Annotated in this window: 14 protein-coding genes and 1 tRNA gene; 7 read left to right on the top strand and 8 right to left on the bottom strand. The window is 65.8% G+C overall.

Going from position 1 to position 18030, the window contains the following annotated elements; all coding sequences use genetic code 11:
• Nucleotides 1-37 precede the first annotated feature (37 nt).
• Genes AC07U1_RS20860 through AC07U1_RS20870 form a run of 3 tightly spaced genes read left to right on the top strand, consistent with a single transcriptional unit; the run spans nucleotide 38 to nucleotide 3658 of the window.
• Entirely contained in the window at nucleotides 38-1333 is a 1296-nt protein-coding gene (locus AC07U1_RS20860; protein WP_495177652.1) for a thiamine pyrophosphate-dependent enzyme, read from the top strand.
• Between the two features lie 32 nt (nucleotides 1334-1365).
• Nucleotides 1366-2370, top strand: coding sequence for an alpha-ketoacid dehydrogenase subunit beta (locus AC07U1_RS20865; RefSeq protein WP_495197792.1), 1005 nt, complete (start codon nucleotides 1366-1368; stop codon nucleotides 2368-2370).
• 4 nt (nucleotides 2371-2374) lie between these two features.
• Nucleotides 2375-3658 (top strand): dihydrolipoamide acetyltransferase family protein, encoded by a 1284-nt coding sequence (locus tag AC07U1_RS20870; protein WP_495177651.1) that lies wholly within the window; start codon nucleotides 2375-2377, stop codon nucleotides 3656-3658.
• 102 nt (nucleotides 3659-3760) lie between these two features.
• Here AC07U1_RS20870 and AC07U1_RS20875 read toward each other — a convergent pair whose 3' ends face one another.
• The 4 genes from AC07U1_RS20875 to AC07U1_RS20890 form a co-directional block, all read right to left on the bottom strand.
• The gene (locus AC07U1_RS20875) at nucleotides 3761-8860 is read right to left on the bottom strand and encodes a hypothetical protein (protein WP_495177650.1); all 5100 of its coding nucleotides are present in this window, start codon (nucleotides 8858-8860) and stop codon (nucleotides 3761-3763) included.
• Nucleotides 8861-8929: 69 nt separating this feature from the next.
• A complete protein-coding gene (locus AC07U1_RS20880) occupies nucleotides 8930-9988 on the bottom strand; it encodes a hypothetical protein (protein WP_495177649.1) in 1059 nt (352 codons plus the stop codon).
• Nucleotides 9989-10062: 74 nt separating this feature from the next.
• Nucleotides 10063-10527, bottom strand: a complete 465-nt coding sequence (locus tag AC07U1_RS20885) for a DUF11 domain-containing protein (protein WP_082545286.1) — start codon at nucleotides 10525-10527, stop codon at nucleotides 10063-10065.
• 11 nt (nucleotides 10528-10538) lie between these two features.
• Nucleotides 10539-11543, bottom strand: coding sequence for a DUF11 domain-containing protein (locus AC07U1_RS20890; RefSeq protein ID WP_187139817.1), 1005 nt, complete (start codon nucleotides 11541-11543; stop codon nucleotides 10539-10541).
• 237 nt (nucleotides 11544-11780) lie between these two features.
• Between AC07U1_RS20890 and AC07U1_RS20895 the strand changes: the two genes are divergently transcribed.
• Both AC07U1_RS20895 and AC07U1_RS20900 read left to right on the top strand, forming a co-directional pair.
• Entirely contained in the window at nucleotides 11781-12938 is a 1158-nt protein-coding gene (locus AC07U1_RS20895) for an AI-2E family transporter (RefSeq protein ID WP_056352283.1), read from the top strand.
• A 43-nt stretch (nucleotides 12939-12981) separates the two neighbouring features.
• Nucleotides 12982-13058 (top strand) — tRNA-Asp (locus AC07U1_RS20900).
• A gap of 80 nt (nucleotides 13059-13138) precedes the next feature.
• On the opposite strand, the gene AC07U1_RS20905 is transcribed toward AC07U1_RS20900, so the two are convergent.
• From AC07U1_RS20905 to AC07U1_RS20920, 4 genes are all read right to left on the bottom strand, one after another.
• Nucleotides 13139-13366 carry a DUF2842 domain-containing protein gene (locus AC07U1_RS20905; RefSeq protein ID WP_262407994.1) on the bottom strand — a complete coding sequence of 76 codons (228 nt, stop codon included), beginning with the start codon at nucleotides 13364-13366 and terminating at the stop codon, nucleotides 13139-13141.
• Nucleotides 13363-13959: a 5-formyltetrahydrofolate cyclo-ligase gene (locus AC07U1_RS20910; RefSeq protein WP_495177648.1), complete on the bottom strand. Its 597-nt coding sequence runs from the start codon at nucleotides 13957-13959 to the stop codon at nucleotides 13363-13365. The genes AC07U1_RS20905 and AC07U1_RS20910 overlap by 4 nt, the downstream gene beginning before the upstream one ends.
• Before the next feature lie 220 nt (nucleotides 13960-14179).
• A complete protein-coding gene (locus AC07U1_RS20915; protein ID WP_495177647.1) occupies nucleotides 14180-14668 on the bottom strand; it encodes a cell division protein ZapA in 489 nt (162 codons plus the stop codon).
• Complete coding sequence (locus AC07U1_RS20920) at nucleotides 14661-14876, bottom strand: hypothetical protein (protein ID WP_056351262.1); 216 nt, start codon at nucleotides 14874-14876, stop codon at nucleotides 14661-14663. The genes AC07U1_RS20915 and AC07U1_RS20920 overlap by 8 nt, the downstream gene beginning before the upstream one ends.
• 137 nt (nucleotides 14877-15013) lie before the next feature.
• Here AC07U1_RS20920 and tkt point away from each other — a divergent pair, with 137 nt between their 5' ends.
• Both tkt and gap read left to right on the top strand, forming a co-directional pair.
• Complete coding sequence (gene tkt, locus AC07U1_RS20925) at nucleotides 15014-16981, top strand: transketolase (protein WP_495177646.1); 1968 nt, start codon at nucleotides 15014-15016, stop codon at nucleotides 16979-16981.
• A 36-nt stretch (nucleotides 16982-17017) separates the two neighbouring features.
• Nucleotides 17018-18025, top strand: a complete 1008-nt coding sequence (gap, locus tag AC07U1_RS20930; RefSeq protein WP_056351266.1) for a type I glyceraldehyde-3-phosphate dehydrogenase — start codon at nucleotides 17018-17020, stop codon at nucleotides 18023-18025.
• Nucleotides 18026-18030 lie beyond the last annotated feature (5 nt).

Here is an 18030-nt window from a genome sequence, read left to right on the forward strand (position 1 = left end):
ACTAGGCGCGTCGATTCGCGCCAAAAGGGAAGAAGATATGCCCGAGACGCCTCGGATGCCGGCGAGCAACCTGCCGCCGCTGTCGCTCCATATCCCCGAGCCGCGCTATCGTCCGGGCGACACCCCCGACTTCGGCGATATCGCGGTGCCCTCCGTCGATGCGACCCCGCGCCCCAGCGAAGACACCAAACCCGATGCGATGCGCGAGCTGTGCTACTGCCTCGTCCGCGTGCTCGATTTCGACGGGGTGGCGAAGGGGCCGTGGGATCCGAAGATCGCGCCCGAGCGTCTCCGCGCGATGCTGCGCACCATGATGCTTGTGCGCGCCTTCGACGATCGCATGTTCCGCGCCCAGCGCCAGGGCAAGACCAGCTTCTACATGAAATGTACCGGCGAAGAGGCGACCTCGGTCGCCTCGACCATGGCGCTCGACCGGTCGGACATGTGCTTCCCCAGCTATCGCCAGCAGGGCATATTGATCACGCGCGACTATCCGCTGATCCAGATGATGAACCAGATCTACTCAAACCGCGGCGACCATCTGATGGGCCGCCAGCTGCCGATCATGTATTCGGCACCCGAGCACGGTTTCTTCAGCGTCTCGGGCAATTTGGCGACCCAATATCCGCAGGCGGTGGGCTGGGCGATGGCCTCGGCATCGAAGGGCGACAGCCGGATCGCGACCGTGTGGTGCGGCGAAGGTTCATCGGCCGAGGGCGATTTCCACTCGGCGTTGACTTTTGCGACCGTCTACAACGCGCCGGTGATCTTCAACGTCGTCAACAACCAGTGGGCGATTTCGAGCTTCTCGGGCTTCGCTGGCGGCGAGCGCACGACCTTTGCCGCGCGTGCGGTTGGTTATGGCATTGCCGGGCTGCGCATCGACGGCAATGACCCGCTCGCGGTTTACGCCGCGACGCAATGGGCGGCGGATCGCGCACGCACCAACAATGGCCCGACCTTGATCGAGCATTTCACCTATCGCAGCGAAGGCCACAGCACTTCCGACGACCCGAGCGCCTATCGCCCGTCCGATGAGCCGACGATCTGGCCGTTCGGTGATCCGATCGCGCGGCTGAAGCAGCATCTGATCATTCTCGGCGAATGGGATGAAGACCGTCACGCGGCGCAGCGCACCGAACTCGACGATCTGGTCAAGACGACCCAGAAGCAATCGGAAAAGCTCGGTATTCTTGGCCACGGCATGCATCAGCCGTTCGAGACCATGTTCGAGGACGTGTTTGAGGAGATGCCTTGGCACCTCAAGGAACAATGCGATCAGATGCTCGCCGAGCAAGAGGCCAAATTCGGCCCCAATTGGAAGCCCGAATGATGGCCCCCGAGACTCAAGCGACCACCAAGACCATGAACATGATCGAGGCGATCAACAGCGCCATGGACGTCATGCTCGAACGCGACCCCAACACCGTGGTGATGGGCGAAGATGTCGGCTATTTCGGCGGCGTGTTCCGCGCCACCGCGGGCCTGCAGAAAAAGCATGGCAAGACCCGCGTGTTCGACACCCCGATCAACGAATGCGGCATCATCGGCGTCGCGGTCGGCATGGGCGCCTATGGCCTGCGCCCGGTCCCCGAAATCCAGTTCGCCGATTACATCTATCCGGGGCTCGACCAACTGGTCAGCGAGGCCGCACGGCTGCGCTATCGCTCGGCGGCCGACTTCATCTGCCCGATGACGGTGCGCACCCCCTTCGGCGGCGGCATCTTCGGTGGTCAGACCCACAGCCAGTCGCCCGAGAGCATCATGACGCATATCTGCGGCGTGAAGACGGTCATCCCGTCGAACCCCTATGATGCCAAGGGCCTGCTGATCGCGGCGATCGAGGATAACGATCCCGTCGTTTTTCTCGAACCCAAGCGCATCTATAACGGCCCGTTCAGCGGCTATTACGACCGCCCGGTCGAGCCTTGGTCGAAGCATGAAGCGAGCGCGGTTCCCGAAGGCCACTACCGCATCGAACTCGGCAAGGCCGCGACGGTTCGCGCCGGCGAAGCGCTGACCATCCTCGTCTATGGCACGATGGTCCATGTCACCAAGACGATCGTCGAGGAAATGGGCATCGATGCCGAGATCATCGACCTGCGCACGCTGCTACCGCTCGATATCGGGGCGATCGAGGCGTCGGTGCAAAAGACCGGCCGCTGCCTGATCATCCACGAAGCGACGCGCACCTCGGGCTTCGGTGCCGAGCTTGCGGCGCTCGTCCAGGAACGCTGCTTCTACCATCTCGAGGCGCCGGTCGAACGCGTCACCGGTTTCGACACGCCCTATCCGCACAGCCTCGAATGGGCCTATTTTCCCGGCCCGGTGCGTATCGCGACTGCGCTCACCAAGATTTTGAAGGACTGACGTCATGGCCCGCTATTCATTCCGTCTGCCCGATATCGGCGAAGGCATCGCCGAAGCCGAAATCGTCGCCTGGCATGTGAAGGTCGGCGAGCGCGTCGAGGAAGACGCCCAGCTTGCCGACATGATGACCGACAAGGCGACCGTCGAAATGGAATCGCCCGTGTCGGGCGTGGTCGTCGAACTGGCGGGCGAGGTCGGCGATCTGATCCCGATCGGGTCGACCCTCGCGGTGATCGAGACCGACGGCGATGGAGATGGCGAGATCGAAGCGCCGCCCGCCGACACGCCGGTCGAGAAAGAAATCGTCGCGGAAACGCCGGGTGCCGAGGAAGCGTCGGTCGCCGAAGTCGCTGCGCCGGTTCCCGCTGCGACGCCTGCGCCGGCTCCTGCACCTGTGTTGGCCCCGGTAGCCGCGCCCGCACACGATCGTCAGGTCCTGGCGTCTCCCGCTGTCCGCGCGCGCGCCAAGGATCTTGGCGTCGATCTCGGCCAGATCCACGCCGAGGGCGACCGCATCCGCCATTCCGACCTCGACGCCTTCCTCCGCTACAGCGGCGGGCAGGGCTATCATGCCCCCGGCGCGAGCCGCGCGCGCGCCGACGAGCCGATCAAGGTCATCGGCATGCGCCGCAAGATCGCCGAGAATATGGCGGCGTCGAAACGCGCGATCCCGCACTTCACTTATGTCGAGGAAATGGACGTCACGGCGCTGGAGGATATGCGCGCCGACCTCAACGCCAATCGCGGCGGCCGTCCCAAGCTGACAATGCTGCCCTTCCTGATCGTCGCAATCTGCCGCACCATCCCGCAATTCCCGATGATCAACGCGCGCTACGACGACGAGGGCGGCGTGGTGACGCGTTATGGCGCGGTGCACCTCGGCATGGCGACGCAGACCGACGCCGGACTGATGGTCCCTGTGATCCGCGACGCGCAGGACAAGAATGTCTGGCAACTCGCGAGTGAAATCACGCGCTTGGCCGAAGCGGCTCGCACCGGCAAGGCCAAGGTCGAGGAACTGACCGGCGGCACGCTGACCGTGACCTCACTCGGTCCGCTCGGCGGTATCGCGACGACGCCGGTGATCAACCGGCCGGAGGTCGCGATCATCGGCCCGAACAAGATCGTCGAGCGGCCCGTGTTCGACGGCGACGAGATTCGCCGCGCGAAGCTGATGAATCTGTCGATCAGCTGCGACCACCGCGTCGTCGATGGCTGGGACGCCGCGAGCTATGTCCAGGCGCTCAAGAAGCTGGTCGAGACGCCGGTTCTGCTGTTCGCGGACTGAGACACCTCGTCATTGCGAGCGAAGCGAAGCAATCTAGAGCGGTTTACGCCACTCTGGATTGCTTCGCTTCGCTCGCAATGACGGAGCTATTTGTTCGGCCGGTTACAACCCCAGCCCCTGAAAGCTCGTCTGGTCGAACTTCAGCTTGAAGGTCACATAGGCCCCCGACCGCGAATAGCGGCTGTCCTCGAAATCGCGGTCGTGGAAGCCCGAGAAGTTGTAACCCAATGTGATATTGGCGTTCTTCATCGGCGCCAGCGTGACCGTCGGCCCGCCCGCCCAGCTGACCGTGTCGCCGCCGGTGCCGACACGCACGGTGCCCGACGCGCCGACATCGATATGTTCGCCGAGGTTGAAGCGGAAATCGGCGCCGAGCAGGTTCGACCAGCCTTTGACGTCGTCGGCGCCGAACTTGTCGAAATTATAGCGCGTGCCCCAGAAGAAGCCGAACTCGCCGCGCTCATACCACATCCGGTCGTCGCTGCGGCGGCCGTCCAGATCGCGATTGCCCATCGGGGTCCAGTTGACCGACAGGCTGTTGAGTACGCGGCGGCTCGTCGCGTCGCCGTCGATGGTCAGCGCGCCGCTGCCGATCGGGCCCGGCTGGCCGGCGATGGCATCGCGGACCTTGTCCGAACGAAATTCACTTTTGTTGAGCCATGACACGCGCGATTCGGCGGGGCGGTGCGCCCAGCTCATCTCGAAGCTCATGACCTCGGTGGTCGGCACGGTGCCGACACCACTCGCCTTGGCGTAAGTGAAGAGCGCGCCGAGCGCACGGCCTTCGCCGAGCTGGCGGAGGCCGCCGAGCGTCAACCCGTAACGGTTCGCAAGCTCGCCATCGCGATATTCGGCGCGCCCGGTCAGCGTCCAGCGCTCGGTACGATACGTCGCGCCGGTGCTGATTGCGAGGAAGTCCTCGGTCAGCGTACCGTTTCCGCCCAGGAAACCGCCCGAGGCGACCGGCTGGTCGACGTTGAGCACGTCGCCGGCGCGGATGCCGCCGAGCGTGCGATTGCCATCGACCGAAATATCGACCGTCAGCTTCTTGCCGAGCTGGAGCGATTGCGAGAGGCCATAGGCCGCGAAGCTGCGCGGGCCATATTCGCCGATTTCCTGCTGGTTCGCGGTCGCGAGCAAGCGGGCACCAGCCCAGGGCGCCAGATCGAAACCGAGCCGCGCGGTGCGCGCCTTGATCGTGTCGCCGTCGGCGATCTCGTAGCTGCCGACGAGGTTGACGTCGCGGGTTACCGCGAAACGCGCGCCCAAACGGTGGCGGGTCGGGAAATCGACGCTTGCGTCCTTGCCGCCGAGCGCGAATTCGGTCTGCGCGTCGAGTTCGAGGCGCTTTTCGAACAGGCGCTGGGTCGCGCCGAACTGCACGATGTTGGAGGTGTTGCCGGTGCCGTCCGACAGGCGGTCGTCGGCGTGGGTCAGCCCGGCGCGGGCGACGGTGGTGCCATTGTCATATTCGACGAGCGCGCGCGCGGCGCGGCGGCGCGACCCGATGTCGAGATAATCTTCCTGCCAGGCGCTGCCGGTAACCGACAGCGTACGGGTGGCGCGCAACCGGGCATCGACGCCGAATTTGCGCGTGCCGTCCTCGCCGCGGTTGAGCTGGCCGGCGCCGAAGCCGGTTTCGCGTTCGCGGACATAGGCGAGCACATCCATCGTGCTGCTGTGATGCTCGGCCTCGATCAGCCAGGCGGTGGCGCGCCCGGCAGCGGCGACCGCGCTGCCGGCCTTGGCCGAGGCATCGCTGACCGCTAGCTCGGCGCGGATTTCGGTGTCGACGTTGGGGCGATAGCGCGCATCGACGCCGCCGAGGTTGGTCTTGGCGTTGCTGTCTTCGTCGTGGATCAGCGTCGCGCCGACGCGCAATTTCTCGTCGTCCGACTGATAGCTGACGCGGCCACCGGCGTTGAGCACACGCTCGCCGATGCCGTCGACTTCATATTCGGCGACGATGAACTGCGGGTCGAGCCCCGACGAGCGGCTGAGCACCGGCTCGCGGAAGCGCAATGTGCCGGCGAAATAATCGATGTCGTAATCGATATGCCGCGTCAGGCTGCGCGTTTCGATAATCCGCTCGCTGTGCAGCCGGTCGCGCGTCTCGATGACGATCCGTTCGCTGTTCGGCAGGATATCCTTGGCGCCCAGCTGATACGGACCGGTCAGGCCGTTGCCCTGGATCTCGTCGCGGCGGAAGCGGTACGGCGTATCGGCGGCGAAAGCGGTCGCCGCGACATTCTTGCCGCGATACTCGGCCTTGCCACCATTCAGCGCACGCTGGTAGCGGGCGAGCTGCGGTTCCGAAATGCCGGTCTCGAAGTCGCCGAACATCGCATAGAATTGCGGGCGTTCGAGCCGCAGATAGAGCTTGCGCACCGAGGCGGCGTCGTAACGCGTCTCGTTGCGGTCGGCGTAGATGGTGTAATAGGCGCGCGGGTCGATCACGCCGCCGAAGCGGGTATCGTCCTTGTCCTTGTCGCTGTCATAAGCCAGCGTCATCAGCCACTTGCCGCGCACCCGGCCCTTGGCATAGAGCGCGAGGCGCGCGTCGCTGTTGAGGTCGTCGAGCGTTTCGGCCACCGGCTCCATGCGGTCGTCGAGCGTGTTGTAGCCGATCGTCCCTGCTGCGAAACCGACGACGGTCCACGGGCGATTGCCGGGATCGAGCCAGGTTTCGATCGTCTGGTTGCGCGTTACCTTGTCGTCGCGGAACGCGAAATCGATCGTCAGCGTGCCCGACGCGGTCGTCGGCTCGAGCTCGATATAGGCGATGCCGTCGTCGCCATCGATCTTCCACACCGGCCGCGCGCGTTCGAGCCCCGAGAGTTGGCGCGCCTGCTGTGCATCGGCTTCGACCGCGGGATAATAGGGGGCGGGAACGCTGAAATCGCCGGTCAGGCCGCTGCGAATGGGCTTGCCGTCGCGGTCGGTCAGGCGAACCGCGAGCATCGGGCGCGTCACGCCGTCGGCGACCAGCACCGATTTTTCGCGGATCAGCGCGGCGCGCATCGGGGTGATCGAATAATGGACGCGGCGTTCGAGCGTTTCGACCGTCACGCCGTTCGCGTCCTTGACCGTCGCGACAAGACTGTTTTCGCCTTCGCGGATCTCGATGCCGCGCCACAGGCTGACCGCGACCTGGCCGTCGGCGGACTTGCTCGTCCCCTCGAAGCTCAGCGGGTCGACCGGCTTGCCGTTGATCGTCAGTGCGACGCTCTGGCCCGGCGCATGCTTGATCGCGGCACGCACGGCCTTGGAGCGCGGATTATGGTCGGGGGCGGGGAACAGCCAGGCGATGCCGGGGGCCTGCCCGGTCAGCCAGTCGCGATTGGCGCCCGCAGCTTCGGGATCGCTGAGCACCACGGGCGCCTCGACAGCCTGAAGATTGGGCGCAGCGCGCGGGGCGCTGGCGATGGCGCGGAAATCGGCGCGCTTCAGCGAACCGCCGCGGCCCTGCACAAAGCGCGAGATCGCGCTGCCGGCGCTTGCCGTCGAGCGCGCGCAATCGACGGGTTCGCGGTCGAGCGGCAGCGTCGACGGGTCGATTTGCACGACATGCAGGCCCGGGCGCACGCCCTCGAAATGATAGCGGCCGTCCTGGTCGGTGACGGCATAGCTCCCGTCCTGCAGCATCACGCGCACGCCGCCGATTCCGGCGGCCTTGCCGGGGTTCACGCCGCAGCCGCCGTCGGTGATCCGCCCGATGATCGTCATCCGGTCGCCGAGCTGGTCGCGCTTGATCGACACCGTCGCCTCGGACACGTTGCTCGTTGCGCCGCGATTGTCGGTCGCGGTGGCGCGGTTGAGCGCATTTCCAGGCTGTGCCGAGACGATGACCTCGGCCAGATAGGTGATCAGCACCCGCTGAGCCGGCGCAAGCGCGGGCAGCGTGATGCTGAACTCACGACCGTTTCCGGCCACGACGGGATCGATACGCGCACCATCGGCGCGCACCGTGTCGAGGCGCAGGCGCATCCCCTTGGGCAGCGCGTCGCGCACCGTCACCACACCGGTGGCGCGTCGCGCGTCGCGGTTCGACACTTCGATCCGGTACTGGATCACGTCGCCGGGCACCGCGACCTGCGTCGAGGTGGTCTTGCGCAGGATCAGTTCGCCGCCGGGCTGGTCGACCGGAATGTCGATCCGCACCGGCGCCGGATCGCTGAGCGTGAACGCCGCGCCGTAGCTGCCGGTCGTGATCGTATAGGGCAAACCGTCGTCGGGACGTCGGAAACCGGCCAGAGCCGAGGGATCGGCGGTCGATGGCGCAGTGAAGGGGGCCGGTGGCTCGACGATCAGGCGATAAGTACCGGGCGCGACAAAGGGGAAGCGATAGTCCCCGGGCGGGAAATTATAGACGGTGCCGCCGCTGTCGGTGACGCTCTGGCCGGTGATGACGCTCGACGGATAGCTCGACACGCCGTCGTCGCCGAACACGCGCGCTGGCTGGCCGGTCGCGGCGTCGACGATCGTCACGCGGCTGCCCGCGACCGGGGCGCCGTCGCCGCTGTCGAAGACGATGCCGAACGGATCGACGAGGAAGCTGATCTCGGCGGTCGCGACCAGGTCGGCCTGAACGGCGTCGCTGACGCGCATGGTAACGGTCGAGCCCGGCGCGACCGACAGGCGGCAGTCGCCCGCGACCAGCGCCGGCGGAATGCTGATCGTGTTGATGATGCCGACGAATTCGCCGCTGTTTACGGCGGTTTCGGACAAGGTGATGCGCTCGCGATCGCCATTTTCAAGCTCAAGCGTGACATCGAGCGTGTCGCGCGCATTGGGATCGCTGTTGGCGGCGGCCAACGTCACGCCGACCACGAGCACTTCACCGGCGTGAAAACGTCCGGTCGGCTGGAGCGAGGCGGGATCGGTCGGCAAGGCGGCGAAGGCGCCGGCGGGCTCGATCAGGCTGGTTCCGCTATTGCCCTGGCAGCGGGTCGGGACGACCGGCGCGGACACCGAACCGAGGTTGTTGGTCAGACGATAGGTGCGGATCGTCGGCCGCTCGGGCGGGCGCGGTGTCACCGTCACATCGACGCGGTTCGACAGCGCCTGGCTGGTCCGGCCGCTCGCGGTCCATTCGGCCGACGCGGTATTGGAAATCGTCTGGGCGCGTCCCGTCGCCGCGGGCAGCGTCACTGCCGCGACCAGCGCGGTCGCGAATGCCAGGCATTTCGGGAAAAAGGTCATGGGCGCTCAGGCAAGGGGGGAGCGCCGCCGGAACCAGTCCGGCGTCGCTGCCCTTTCCTTTTTCCGCGATCAGTTGACGGTTGCGCGGAAGACCAGCGTGCGCGTCGCGCCCGCCGCCACCGTGGCGATCGTCCCCGACACGACGGGCGCGGCATAGCTGCCCCCGGCCGTGCCATCGGCGTTGCAGGTGCCGCTGGTGACCGTTCCGTTGAGCAGAAGGGTGCTGCTCCCGGCAAAGGTCAACTGCGTCGGCACGCTATCGCTGATCGACACCGCCGTTGCGTCGGCGCTGCCCGTATTGGCCACCGCGATGCAATATTCGACCGTCGCGCCCGGGATCAGTTTGGGGTTCGAGGTCAGGTTGAACGGGTCGGAGATCACGCGGCTGGTCTTGGTGACCGTCAGCGTCGCCGTCTGTACCGTATAATCGTCGTCATCGCTGTGCGACGCGTCGCGATTGGCGTCGTTGACGCCGATGCCGTCGGCAAAGACCGTATCCTTGGCCGCCGTATTGGCCCCCGCCGTCTGGCTGACCGCCGCACCCTGCGTACCGACAACACCGCCTTCACGGGCCGTGGCGCGCAGTTGCACACCCGCAACCGAGCCGTTGGCGAGACCGGTGGGGATGTCCGCGAGCACAAAGAGACGCGTGATCGCATCAGCGGCCAGTTCGTCGACATAGGTGACGAGAGCGTCGCCCGCGTCCCAACTGCCGACCGTTCCGGTCGTCGGATTGTCGCGATAAATCCGGATATTGCTCGCGTTGAAGCTGTCGGTGCCGCCATGCGCCGCCGTGCCGCCGGTGATCTGGGTGGCCGCGAGCAGGAAGTCGAGCCCTTCGTTCGACTGGTTGGTCAACTGGAAGGTCGTGATCGCGTTGGTCTGCCCCGGAACGACGTTGGTCGTCACGGTGCCGACTTCTTCGACGAGCAGGTTGATTTTGCGGTCGACCACGAAAGTGTCCGACGCGCTTTGCTGAACCTGGCTCACACCACCGACCTGGAAATCGACGGTGGCGGTATTCGTGATCGAGGCACCAGCGGTCGTGCCGGCGGCGAACGCCGGCGCGGAGGCGAAAGTTGCAATCGCCGCCAGACCCAAGGTGCCCATATTCGTCAGCTTGGTCATCAGCTGAACTCCTGGGCTTTGGTTGGTTGCCTTTCCCCACCGCCGGCAACCTTCAGGCGGCTTATTTTAAACGCTTATTTGACAACTCCACGGAACATCAGCTTGCCAGTTCCGCCCGCCGGGATCGGCTTCTGGAACGCCCAGCGGATGTGCGTGACGTCGCCCGGCTGCGCCGCACGCACCGTCCCGTCGGCCTGCCGCACGGTCATTTCGGGAAGCAGACCCCACGTCTTGCCTCCGTCGATCGAAACGAACGGCCGCGTGTCGCCGGCGTCGGCGAAACGGACCGCCGCGGGCAGCGGGTTGGTGATCACGAACTTGTCCGCCGGCTGCGCGCTCGCGTTGCGATAGTTGAGCACGAACACCAGGCGGTCGCCCGGAACGACGACCTTCGGCTCTTCGAGCAGCACGCGCTGCTTGCCGGTGGCGTCGGTCGAGACGCGTTCGACGAACACATTGTTGTCGAGCGCGACCTGATTGGCCGCCAAAGCCTGGCCGGGCAGGATTGCCGCGGCGAACGCTAGGAAAAACAGGCGCATGTTCTGCTCCATCAATCGATCTTGGTTCGGAAGGTGACAGTACGGGTCTGGCCGCCGGCCACCGTGCCGAGCGCGACATTGACCCGCGTGCCGTTGTAATCGCCGGCGTCGGCATCGGCCGCGTCGGTCAGCCCGGTACCGCCGAGGGTAATCGAACTCGCGATATAGCTGGTGTCGGCGGGAATATTGTCGGTGATGGCGAGGCCGTTCACCGCACCGCTCCCGGCGACCGTCGCGACGATGGTATAGGTGATCGTTGCACCGGGAACCGGCTCGCTGCCGCCGAACGGATCGACGATGACCGCCGATTTGACGAGCGAAACCGTCGCAGCGGAGACGACATAGGCGCCCTGATCCTGGCCGTCGGCACCGGTCGAGCCGACGACGGCGTCGCCGCCGCCGTCGCCTTGGCCGGCGAAGCTGGTGCCGGGCGCGCCGGTGCCCGTCTTCGCCGCCGCAACCAGGCTTACCGTGCCGCGATTGCCGTCGCCGACGCCGCCGGGCGTGGTCGAAAGCACGAAGATCGTGACGCTTTTGTCGGGATCGAGCGTCGGGTCGTTGGCGCCAGGCGTATAAAGCGTGTCGGTGTTGGCATCGAAGACGCCGTCGCCGTTATCGATGTAGATTTGCGTGACCGTCGGGTCGTAATCATCGCCGCCGCCATTGGCGATCGTCGAAAGCGCGAAGCTTTCTTCGCCATTGCCGTTGTTGGTGACCGAAAAGGTGAGCAATTGCGCGGTCGCGCCGGGCGTCGTCGGGACGTCGGCGGGGTCGCTCGAATCGACCGTGACGTCGAGCAGTTCGTCGACGCGCAGGTCGACCTTGTTCGAATCGATCGTCTGGGTGCCGCCGCCGGCGTCATAGCTGGCGCTGGCGGTGTTGCTGATCGTCGAACCCGCGCGGGTGCCGGCGGCCTGGGCCTGCATCGGCAGGGCGAGCGCAATGGCAAGCGCGAGAATAGAAATGGCAGGGATGCGATACTGATGCAGCGCGCCCCCCACAGGCGCATTCACCATGATCTTTGACTCCGATTGGCTGGTCCGTGACCCCTCAATCGGCGAAAAAGGAAAATTTCTGGTTAAGCCCCCGTTAGAAAGTGCGATTCTGGCCCAGAGTTGGACAGAAGTCCGTTTGGGCGGGCCGATGCGAGCCGTCTGGCGCCGGTCGTGAAGCTGGCGTAGGAAGGACGGGTTAACAGGGAGATATGGCGCGTGGCCGAGGATCGGGGGGATAAGGATGCACGCCCGCCGCGCATCAATCCGCTGCAACAGATCGAGATCGACGATTTTCGCCGCGATCGCCTGCTCGCGGCGCTGACGCTGATCATTGGCGCGGCGTTCTGCCTCGCTTTTCCCTTCGCGCTCAAGGCGGGGGCCGAATTCTTCCTGCCGCTGACCGCCGCGATCGTCATCGCGATCGCGTTGGTGCCGTTGCTCGAATGGCTCGAGCGGCGCGGGGTGCCGTCGGCGCTCGCGTCGTTCCTCGCACTTTCAAGCTTCCTGATGCTGGTCAATGCGGCGCTGGCGATCATCGTCGTCCCCGCGACCGGCTGGTTTGCGCGGCTTCCCGAATCGATCCCGCGCATCCAGAGCAATCTCGCGCCGCTGATCGATTTCTATTCGACGCTGCAGAAATTCGTCGACCGCACTTTGATGTCGGTGGCGAGCGGGACCGAGGCGACGGCGCAGGCGGTCGCGGCGCAGGCGCCGTCGTCGGTCGTCGACTATTTCATCACCTCGGCCCCGACCGCGGCGATCCAGCTGTTCTTCGCGGTGCTGGTGATTTTTTTCTTCCTCGCCGGCTGGACCCGGCTGCGCAAGGGCACGATTCGGCGGCGCGGCAGCTTCGACGGCGCGATGCAGACCGCGCGGGTGATCCAGAATGTCGTCGACGCGACCGCCGACTATCTGGCGACGATCACGATGATCAACGCGATCCTTGGGCTTCTGGTGTCGCTGTTGCTCTGGGCGCTCGGCATGCCGTCGCCTTTCATGTGGGGCGGCATCGTGTCCTTGTGCAATTTCGTGCCCTATCTGGGGCCGATCGTCGCCGCGACGCTGCTCGGGCTCGGCGGGCTGATGACCTTCGACGCGGTGGGCATCGCGCTGCTGCCGGCGCTAATCTTCATCGGGGTGCATACGATCGAGGCGAATCTGATCACCCCGCTGGTGCTCGGACGGCGGCTGACGATCAATCCGTTGCTGATTCTGGTGTCCTTGAGCTTCTGGGGCTGGGTGTGGGGGGCGCCGGGCGCGCTGCTCGCGGTGCCCTTGCTGCTCATCCTCCAGACCGTGCTGCAGTCGACCGGAACGCCCGATCTGGCCGGTTTCCTGTTCGAGCGCGGCACGCTCACCACGGTCGACGACATGCACGACCGATTAAATCGCACCCACCCCGAAAGCGACGGTTGACAGGCAAGAGCGCGGCGCATATTGGCGCTGCTCCCAAGCACACGCGGGTGTAGCTCAGTTGGTTAGAGTGCCGGCCTGTCACGCCGGAGGTCGCGGGTTCGAGCCCCGTCACTCGCGCCATTCCTTCCATTTTCGGACGGAATGGCCACCGCGTCTTGGGAAGCTTTTCGAAGCGAAAACTGTGGATTGGCGCGGCTGTATCAGCCGCGCCACCGCCCCAATTCCATCCAGCGCAGCAGCCGCTTCAGCGGCAGGATCCATATCCAGGCGATCCCTGCGGTCAGGTAGAACAAGGCCTGGACCAGCACCGGCCAATCCCCGACCCAGGGCGACAGGCTGGCGACCAAACCCGCCCAGACGATGATCAGCACCATGATCAGGAACATGCCGGCGGGTTTGCGCCAGCTGGGCTGCGGCTGAGGGGTCACAAACGGTCTCCGGTCACGACGATAAATTCCTGTTCGGTCAGCACGGCGTCGAGCGCCATGTCGGTGGGTTCGATCGGCGTCGCGTCGATTTCCTGCACCGACCAGCCGACGCCGATGCGCAAGGCGTCGGGATGCGCGGCGAACCAGCGGTCGTAGTGGCCGCCGCCCTGGCCGATGCGTCCACCGCTGCGGTCGAATCCGACCAGCGGGCAGAAGATCAGGGTCGGCGTCGCCGAATCGCTGCTGTTCGCGGGTTGGCGTGTTCCCCAAGGCCCCTTCGCGAGCGGGTCGGCGGGGCGCCAGCGGCGAAAGGTCATCATCTCCACCCGGCCGGCGTGATGGGGAAGGGCGATCCCGTGGGCCTCGGCCTTGTCCGCGAGCATCGGCAGGATATCGGGCTCGTCGCCCCAAGCCGCATAGGCGCCGGTCACGGCATGCGTGGCCACCAGCGCCTCCAGCGGCGCGGGCAGCGCCCGAAAGGCGGCAAAGCGTGTGAACTCGTTGAGATTGGCGACGAAATGGCGCCGCCGAAAGCGCAGCTTCTCGCGCAAATGCTGCTTTTGGCTCGGCAGGTCGGCGGACGGGTCGGTCATCGCCTTCTCTCTGCCTTCATCAAGTGGTTGGCGGGACCACCGTGGGTCGTTTGCTGGAAGATCCTCTGACGCCAGTAACGTCAGGTGGGGACCATATACGTCGGACCAGGGTCCGGGCAGGGACAGCCCCCTAGGATGATGTATCGCCTCAGGGATTTTCGCAAAAGCTCGTGCCGGGCAGTACCCGCCGCCCCCTATGTAGGGGGGCGGCCGCGCTTCCTCAAGGGATTTGCTCGACTTTCGTCGCCAGCGCTTCGATGCGGTCGGCAATCTGGCCAAGCGCGCGTCCATGCGCGGGCGCTGCCGGCGCGGGGACGACGGGGGCGCCCTGACGCAGCTTTTCGAGTTCATCGAGCGCCGCTCGCTCGCCGTCCGCGGCTTTTTTCGCTTCGGCGAGCGCTGCCGACTCGCGCGAGATTGCGGCGCGCAGTTCGTCGCGTGCCGCCGTTTCGCGGCTCTCGGCGAGCGCGATCGCGGCGCGCAGCGAATCGAGCTGCGGTTCGGCACTGCCCGCCTTGGTCTGCGCGTCCTGCGTCTCGTCGGCGAGCATCAGCGCCGCGAACAGCAATTGGCGCACTTCGGTGCCGCCCTGGATGCCGCGCGCCTTGGCGTCGACGATGCTCGCAAGCTGGATCAGCTGGGCTTCCTGCCCGTCGGCGCAATGCACGTCATAGGGGCGTCCGGCGATGGTGAGTTTGACGTCAGCCACGGTCGGCCTCCGCGATCAGCCGGTCGAGTTCGCCGATCACCGCCGCGACTTCGGCCTTGAGCGCCGACTGTTCGGCAGGGGGCAAGGGGGTTGCCGAAACGGCGGGGGCGGCGGCCGGGCGGGCGGCGCGATCAGTCAGCGCCTTTTCCATCCGGCTGAGCGCCCGCTCGATACGGCCGATGGCGAGACTGGCTTCGTCGAGTTCCATGATGCATGGCGTAGCAGCGCAATATTGCGCCCTCAAGCGCGCATTTCTTGCCCACAGCGGTTGACTCTGCGGCATCCCCCCGCAAAGGGCTGTCCCCACCGAATCCCGCCAACTGCCTATCCTTTTCCGGGGGACTTATGACACTGCCCGAACGTCAGCTCGCCAACGCGATCCGCGCGCTTGCGATGGACGCCGTCCAGGCCGCGAACAGCGGCCATCCGGGGATGCCGATGGGCATGGCCGATGTCGCGACGGTCCTGTATTCGGATTATCTGCGCTTCGACCCGACCGATCCGCACTGGCCCGACCGCGACCGATTCGTCCTGTCGGCAGGTCACGGCTCGATGCTCGCCTATGCGACGCTCCACCTTGCCGGCTATGCGCGCCCGACGTTGGACGACATCCGAAATTTCCGCCAGATCAACAGCCCGTGTGCCGGTCATCCGGAGAATTTCGAGCTCGAAGGCGTCGAGACGACCACCGGTCCGCTGGGGCAGGGACTCGCCACCGCGGTCGGCATGGCGATCGCCGAACGCCACCTCAACAGCCTCTATGGCGACGACCTCGTCGATCACCGCACCTGGGTGATCGCCGGCGACGGGTGCCTGATGGAGGGCATCAACCACGAAGCGATCGGGCTGGCCGGCCACCTCGGCCTCGGCCGCATGACCGTATTGTGGGACGACAACAAGATCACCATCGACGGGTCGACCGACCTGTCGACCAGCGAGGATATCGCCGCGCGCTACGCCGCGACCGGCTGGCATGTCGAAAGCTGCGACGGCCATGATCCCGCCGACATCCGCCGGGCACTCGACGCCGCGCTCGCCGATCCGCGCCCGTCGCTGATCGCGTGCCGCACGATCATCGGCTTCGGTGCGCCGAACAAGCAGGGCACGTCGGCGACTCACGGCGCGCCGCTCGGCGCCGACGAAATCGCCGCGGCGCGCGAGACGCTCGGTTGGACCGCCGCGCCGTTCGAAGTCCCCGCCGATGTCGCGGAAGCCTGGGCGGCCTTCGGCGAAGTCGGCAAGAAGCGTCATTCGCTGTGGAAGCTTCGCCTTGCAAATGACGAAAAGAAGGATGAATTTTCGGCACGCATCGCGGGCAACGTGACCCCCGGCGCGGCGTTCGACGCCTATCTGAACGGCCTCGTCGCCGAACCGCCGAAGGTCGCGACGCGCAAGGCGTCGGAAAACACGCTGGGCGCGCTCACCGCCGATATCGCCGCGATGATCGGCGGCAGCGCCGACCTCACCGGTTCGAACAACACCAAAACATCGTCAACCAAGCCACTGACCAAGAACGATTATTCTGGTCGCTATATCTATTATGGCATCCGCGAATTCGGCATGGCCGCCGCGATGAACGGCATGGCGCTGCACGGCGGTGTCATCCCTTATGGCGGCACCTTCCTGGTGTTCGCCGATTATTGCCGCGCCGCGATCCGCCTGTCGGCGCTGCAGCAGCAGCGAGTCGTCTATGTGATGACGCACGACAGCATCGGGCTCGGCGAGGACGGCCCGACGCACCAGCCGATCGAGCATCTCCAGTCGCTGCGCGCGATGCCGAACCTGCTCGTGATGCGTCCCGCCGATGCGGTCGAGACCGCCGAATGCTGGGCGCTGGCGCTGGCGCAGACGGATCGGCCGTCGCTGCTCGCGCTGACCCGCCAGAACTTGCCGCCGCTGCGTCATGACGTCACAGAAAATCTTTGCGCGAAAGGCGGTTACCGTCTCCGCGAAGCTTCGGCTGCGCGCAAGGTCGTACTCGTCGCAACCGGGTCCGAAGTGTCGCTGGCGATCGATATCGCCGACAAGCTCGAAGCCGCCGGCCATGGCGCCGACGTCGTCTCGATGGTCTCGACCGAACTCTTCGACGAGCAGGACGGTGCCTATCAGGACGCGATCCTGCCGCGCGACGCGCTGATCGTCTCGATCGAGGCGGGCACGACCTTTGGCTGGGAACGCTACACCGGCCGCGACGGCTTGCGGTTCGGCATCGACAGCTTCGGCGCCTCGGCACCGATCGACGATCTCTACGCGCATTTCGGCCTGACGGTCGATGCGATCACCCCGCAAATTCTGGCAAAGCTCGGCAATTAAGGACCGGCTCGCCCCACGCAGAAAGGACTTTTCGACATGGCAGTGAAGGTTGCAATCAACGGTTTCGGACGCATCGGCCGCAATGTGGCGCGCGCGATTCTGGAACGGACCGACCATGATCTCGAACTGGTGTCGATCAACGACCTCGGCGATGCCAAGGCGAACGCCCGCCTGCTCCGCCATGACTCGGTCCACGGCGCCTTCAACGGCACCGTCGAAGTCGACGGCAACGACCTGATCATCAACGGCAAGCGCATCCAGGTGACCGCCGAGCGCGACCCCGCCGCGCTGCCGCATGCCGCCAACGGCATCGACATCGTGATGGAATGCACCGGCTTCTTCACCAACAAGGCCGGCGGCCAGAAGCATCTCGATGCCGGCGCGAAGCGCGTGCTGATTTCGGCCCCCGCCAAGGAAGTCGACCTGACCGTCGTTTATGGCGTCAACGACGACAAGATCACCGCCGACCACCTGATCATTTCGAACGCGTCGTGCACGACCAACTGCCTCGCGCCCTTCGCCAAGGTGCTGCACGAGGCGATCGGGATCGAGCGCGGCCTGATGACGACGATCCACGCTTACACCAACGACCAGAAGATCCTCGACCAGATCCACGACGACCCGCGCCGGGCGCGCGCCGCCGCGATGTCGATGATCCCGACCTCGACCGGTGCCGCCGTGGCCGTCGGCCTCGTCCTGCCCGAACTCAAGGGCAAGCTCGACGGCTCGTCGATCCGCGTCCCGACCCCGAATGTGTCGGTCGTCGACCTGACCTTCACCCCGCTGCGCGAGACGACCAAGGAAGAAGTCAACGCGGTGCTCAAGGCCGCCGCCGAAGGCCCGCTCAAGGGCGTGCTCGGCTATACCGAGGAGCCGCTGGTCTCGATCGACTTCAACCACAATGCCGACAGCTCGACGATCGACAGCCTCGAAACCGCGGTCATCGACGGCAAGCTGGTGCGCGTGCTCAGCTGGTACGACAATGAATGGGGCTTCTCGAACCGCATGATCGACACCGCGGGCGTGATCGCCAAGTTCCTCTGAACCGA

It is taken from the genome of Sphingopyxis sp. GW821-FHT02C12, from assembly GCF_059421785.1.

What these genes read in the sequence shown, in the direction of transcription:
- AC07U1_RS20860 (WP_495177652.1), top strand. Translation starts at nt 38, where the DNA reads ATGCCCGAGACGCCTCGGATGCCGGCGAGCAACCTGCCGCCGCTGTCG.
- AC07U1_RS20865 (WP_495197792.1), top strand. Translation starts at nt 1,366, where the DNA reads ATGAACATGATCGAGGCGATCAACAGCGCCATGGACGTCATGCTCGAA.
- AC07U1_RS20870 (WP_495177651.1), top strand. Translation starts at nt 2,375, where the DNA reads ATGGCCCGCTATTCATTCCGTCTGCCCGATATCGGCGAAGGCATCGCC.
- AC07U1_RS20875 (WP_495177650.1), bottom strand. Translation starts at nt 8,860, where the DNA reads ATGACCTTTTTCCCGAAATGCCTGGCATTCGCGACCGCGCTGGTCGCG.
- AC07U1_RS20880 (WP_495177649.1), bottom strand. Translation starts at nt 9,988, where the DNA reads ATGACCAAGCTGACGAATATGGGCACCTTGGGTCTGGCGGCGATTGCA.
- AC07U1_RS20885 (WP_082545286.1), bottom strand. Translation starts at nt 10,527, where the DNA reads ATGCGCCTGTTTTTCCTAGCGTTCGCCGCGGCAATCCTGCCCGGCCAG.
- AC07U1_RS20890 (WP_187139817.1), bottom strand. Translation starts at nt 11,543, where the DNA reads ATGGTGAATGCGCCTGTGGGGGGCGCGCTGCATCAGTATCGCATCCCT.
- AC07U1_RS20910 (WP_495177648.1), bottom strand. Translation starts at nt 13,959, where the DNA reads ATGACCGACCCGTCCGCCGACCTGCCGAGCCAAAAGCAGCATTTGCGC.
- AC07U1_RS20920 (WP_056351262.1), bottom strand. Translation starts at nt 14,876, where the DNA reads ATGGAACTCGACGAAGCCAGTCTCGCCATCGGCCGTATCGAGCGGGCG.
- tkt (WP_495177646.1), top strand. Translation starts at nt 15,014, where the DNA reads ATGACACTGCCCGAACGTCAGCTCGCCAACGCGATCCGCGCGCTTGCG.
- gap (WP_056351266.1), top strand. Translation starts at nt 17,018, where the DNA reads ATGGCAGTGAAGGTTGCAATCAACGGTTTCGGACGCATCGGCCGCAAT.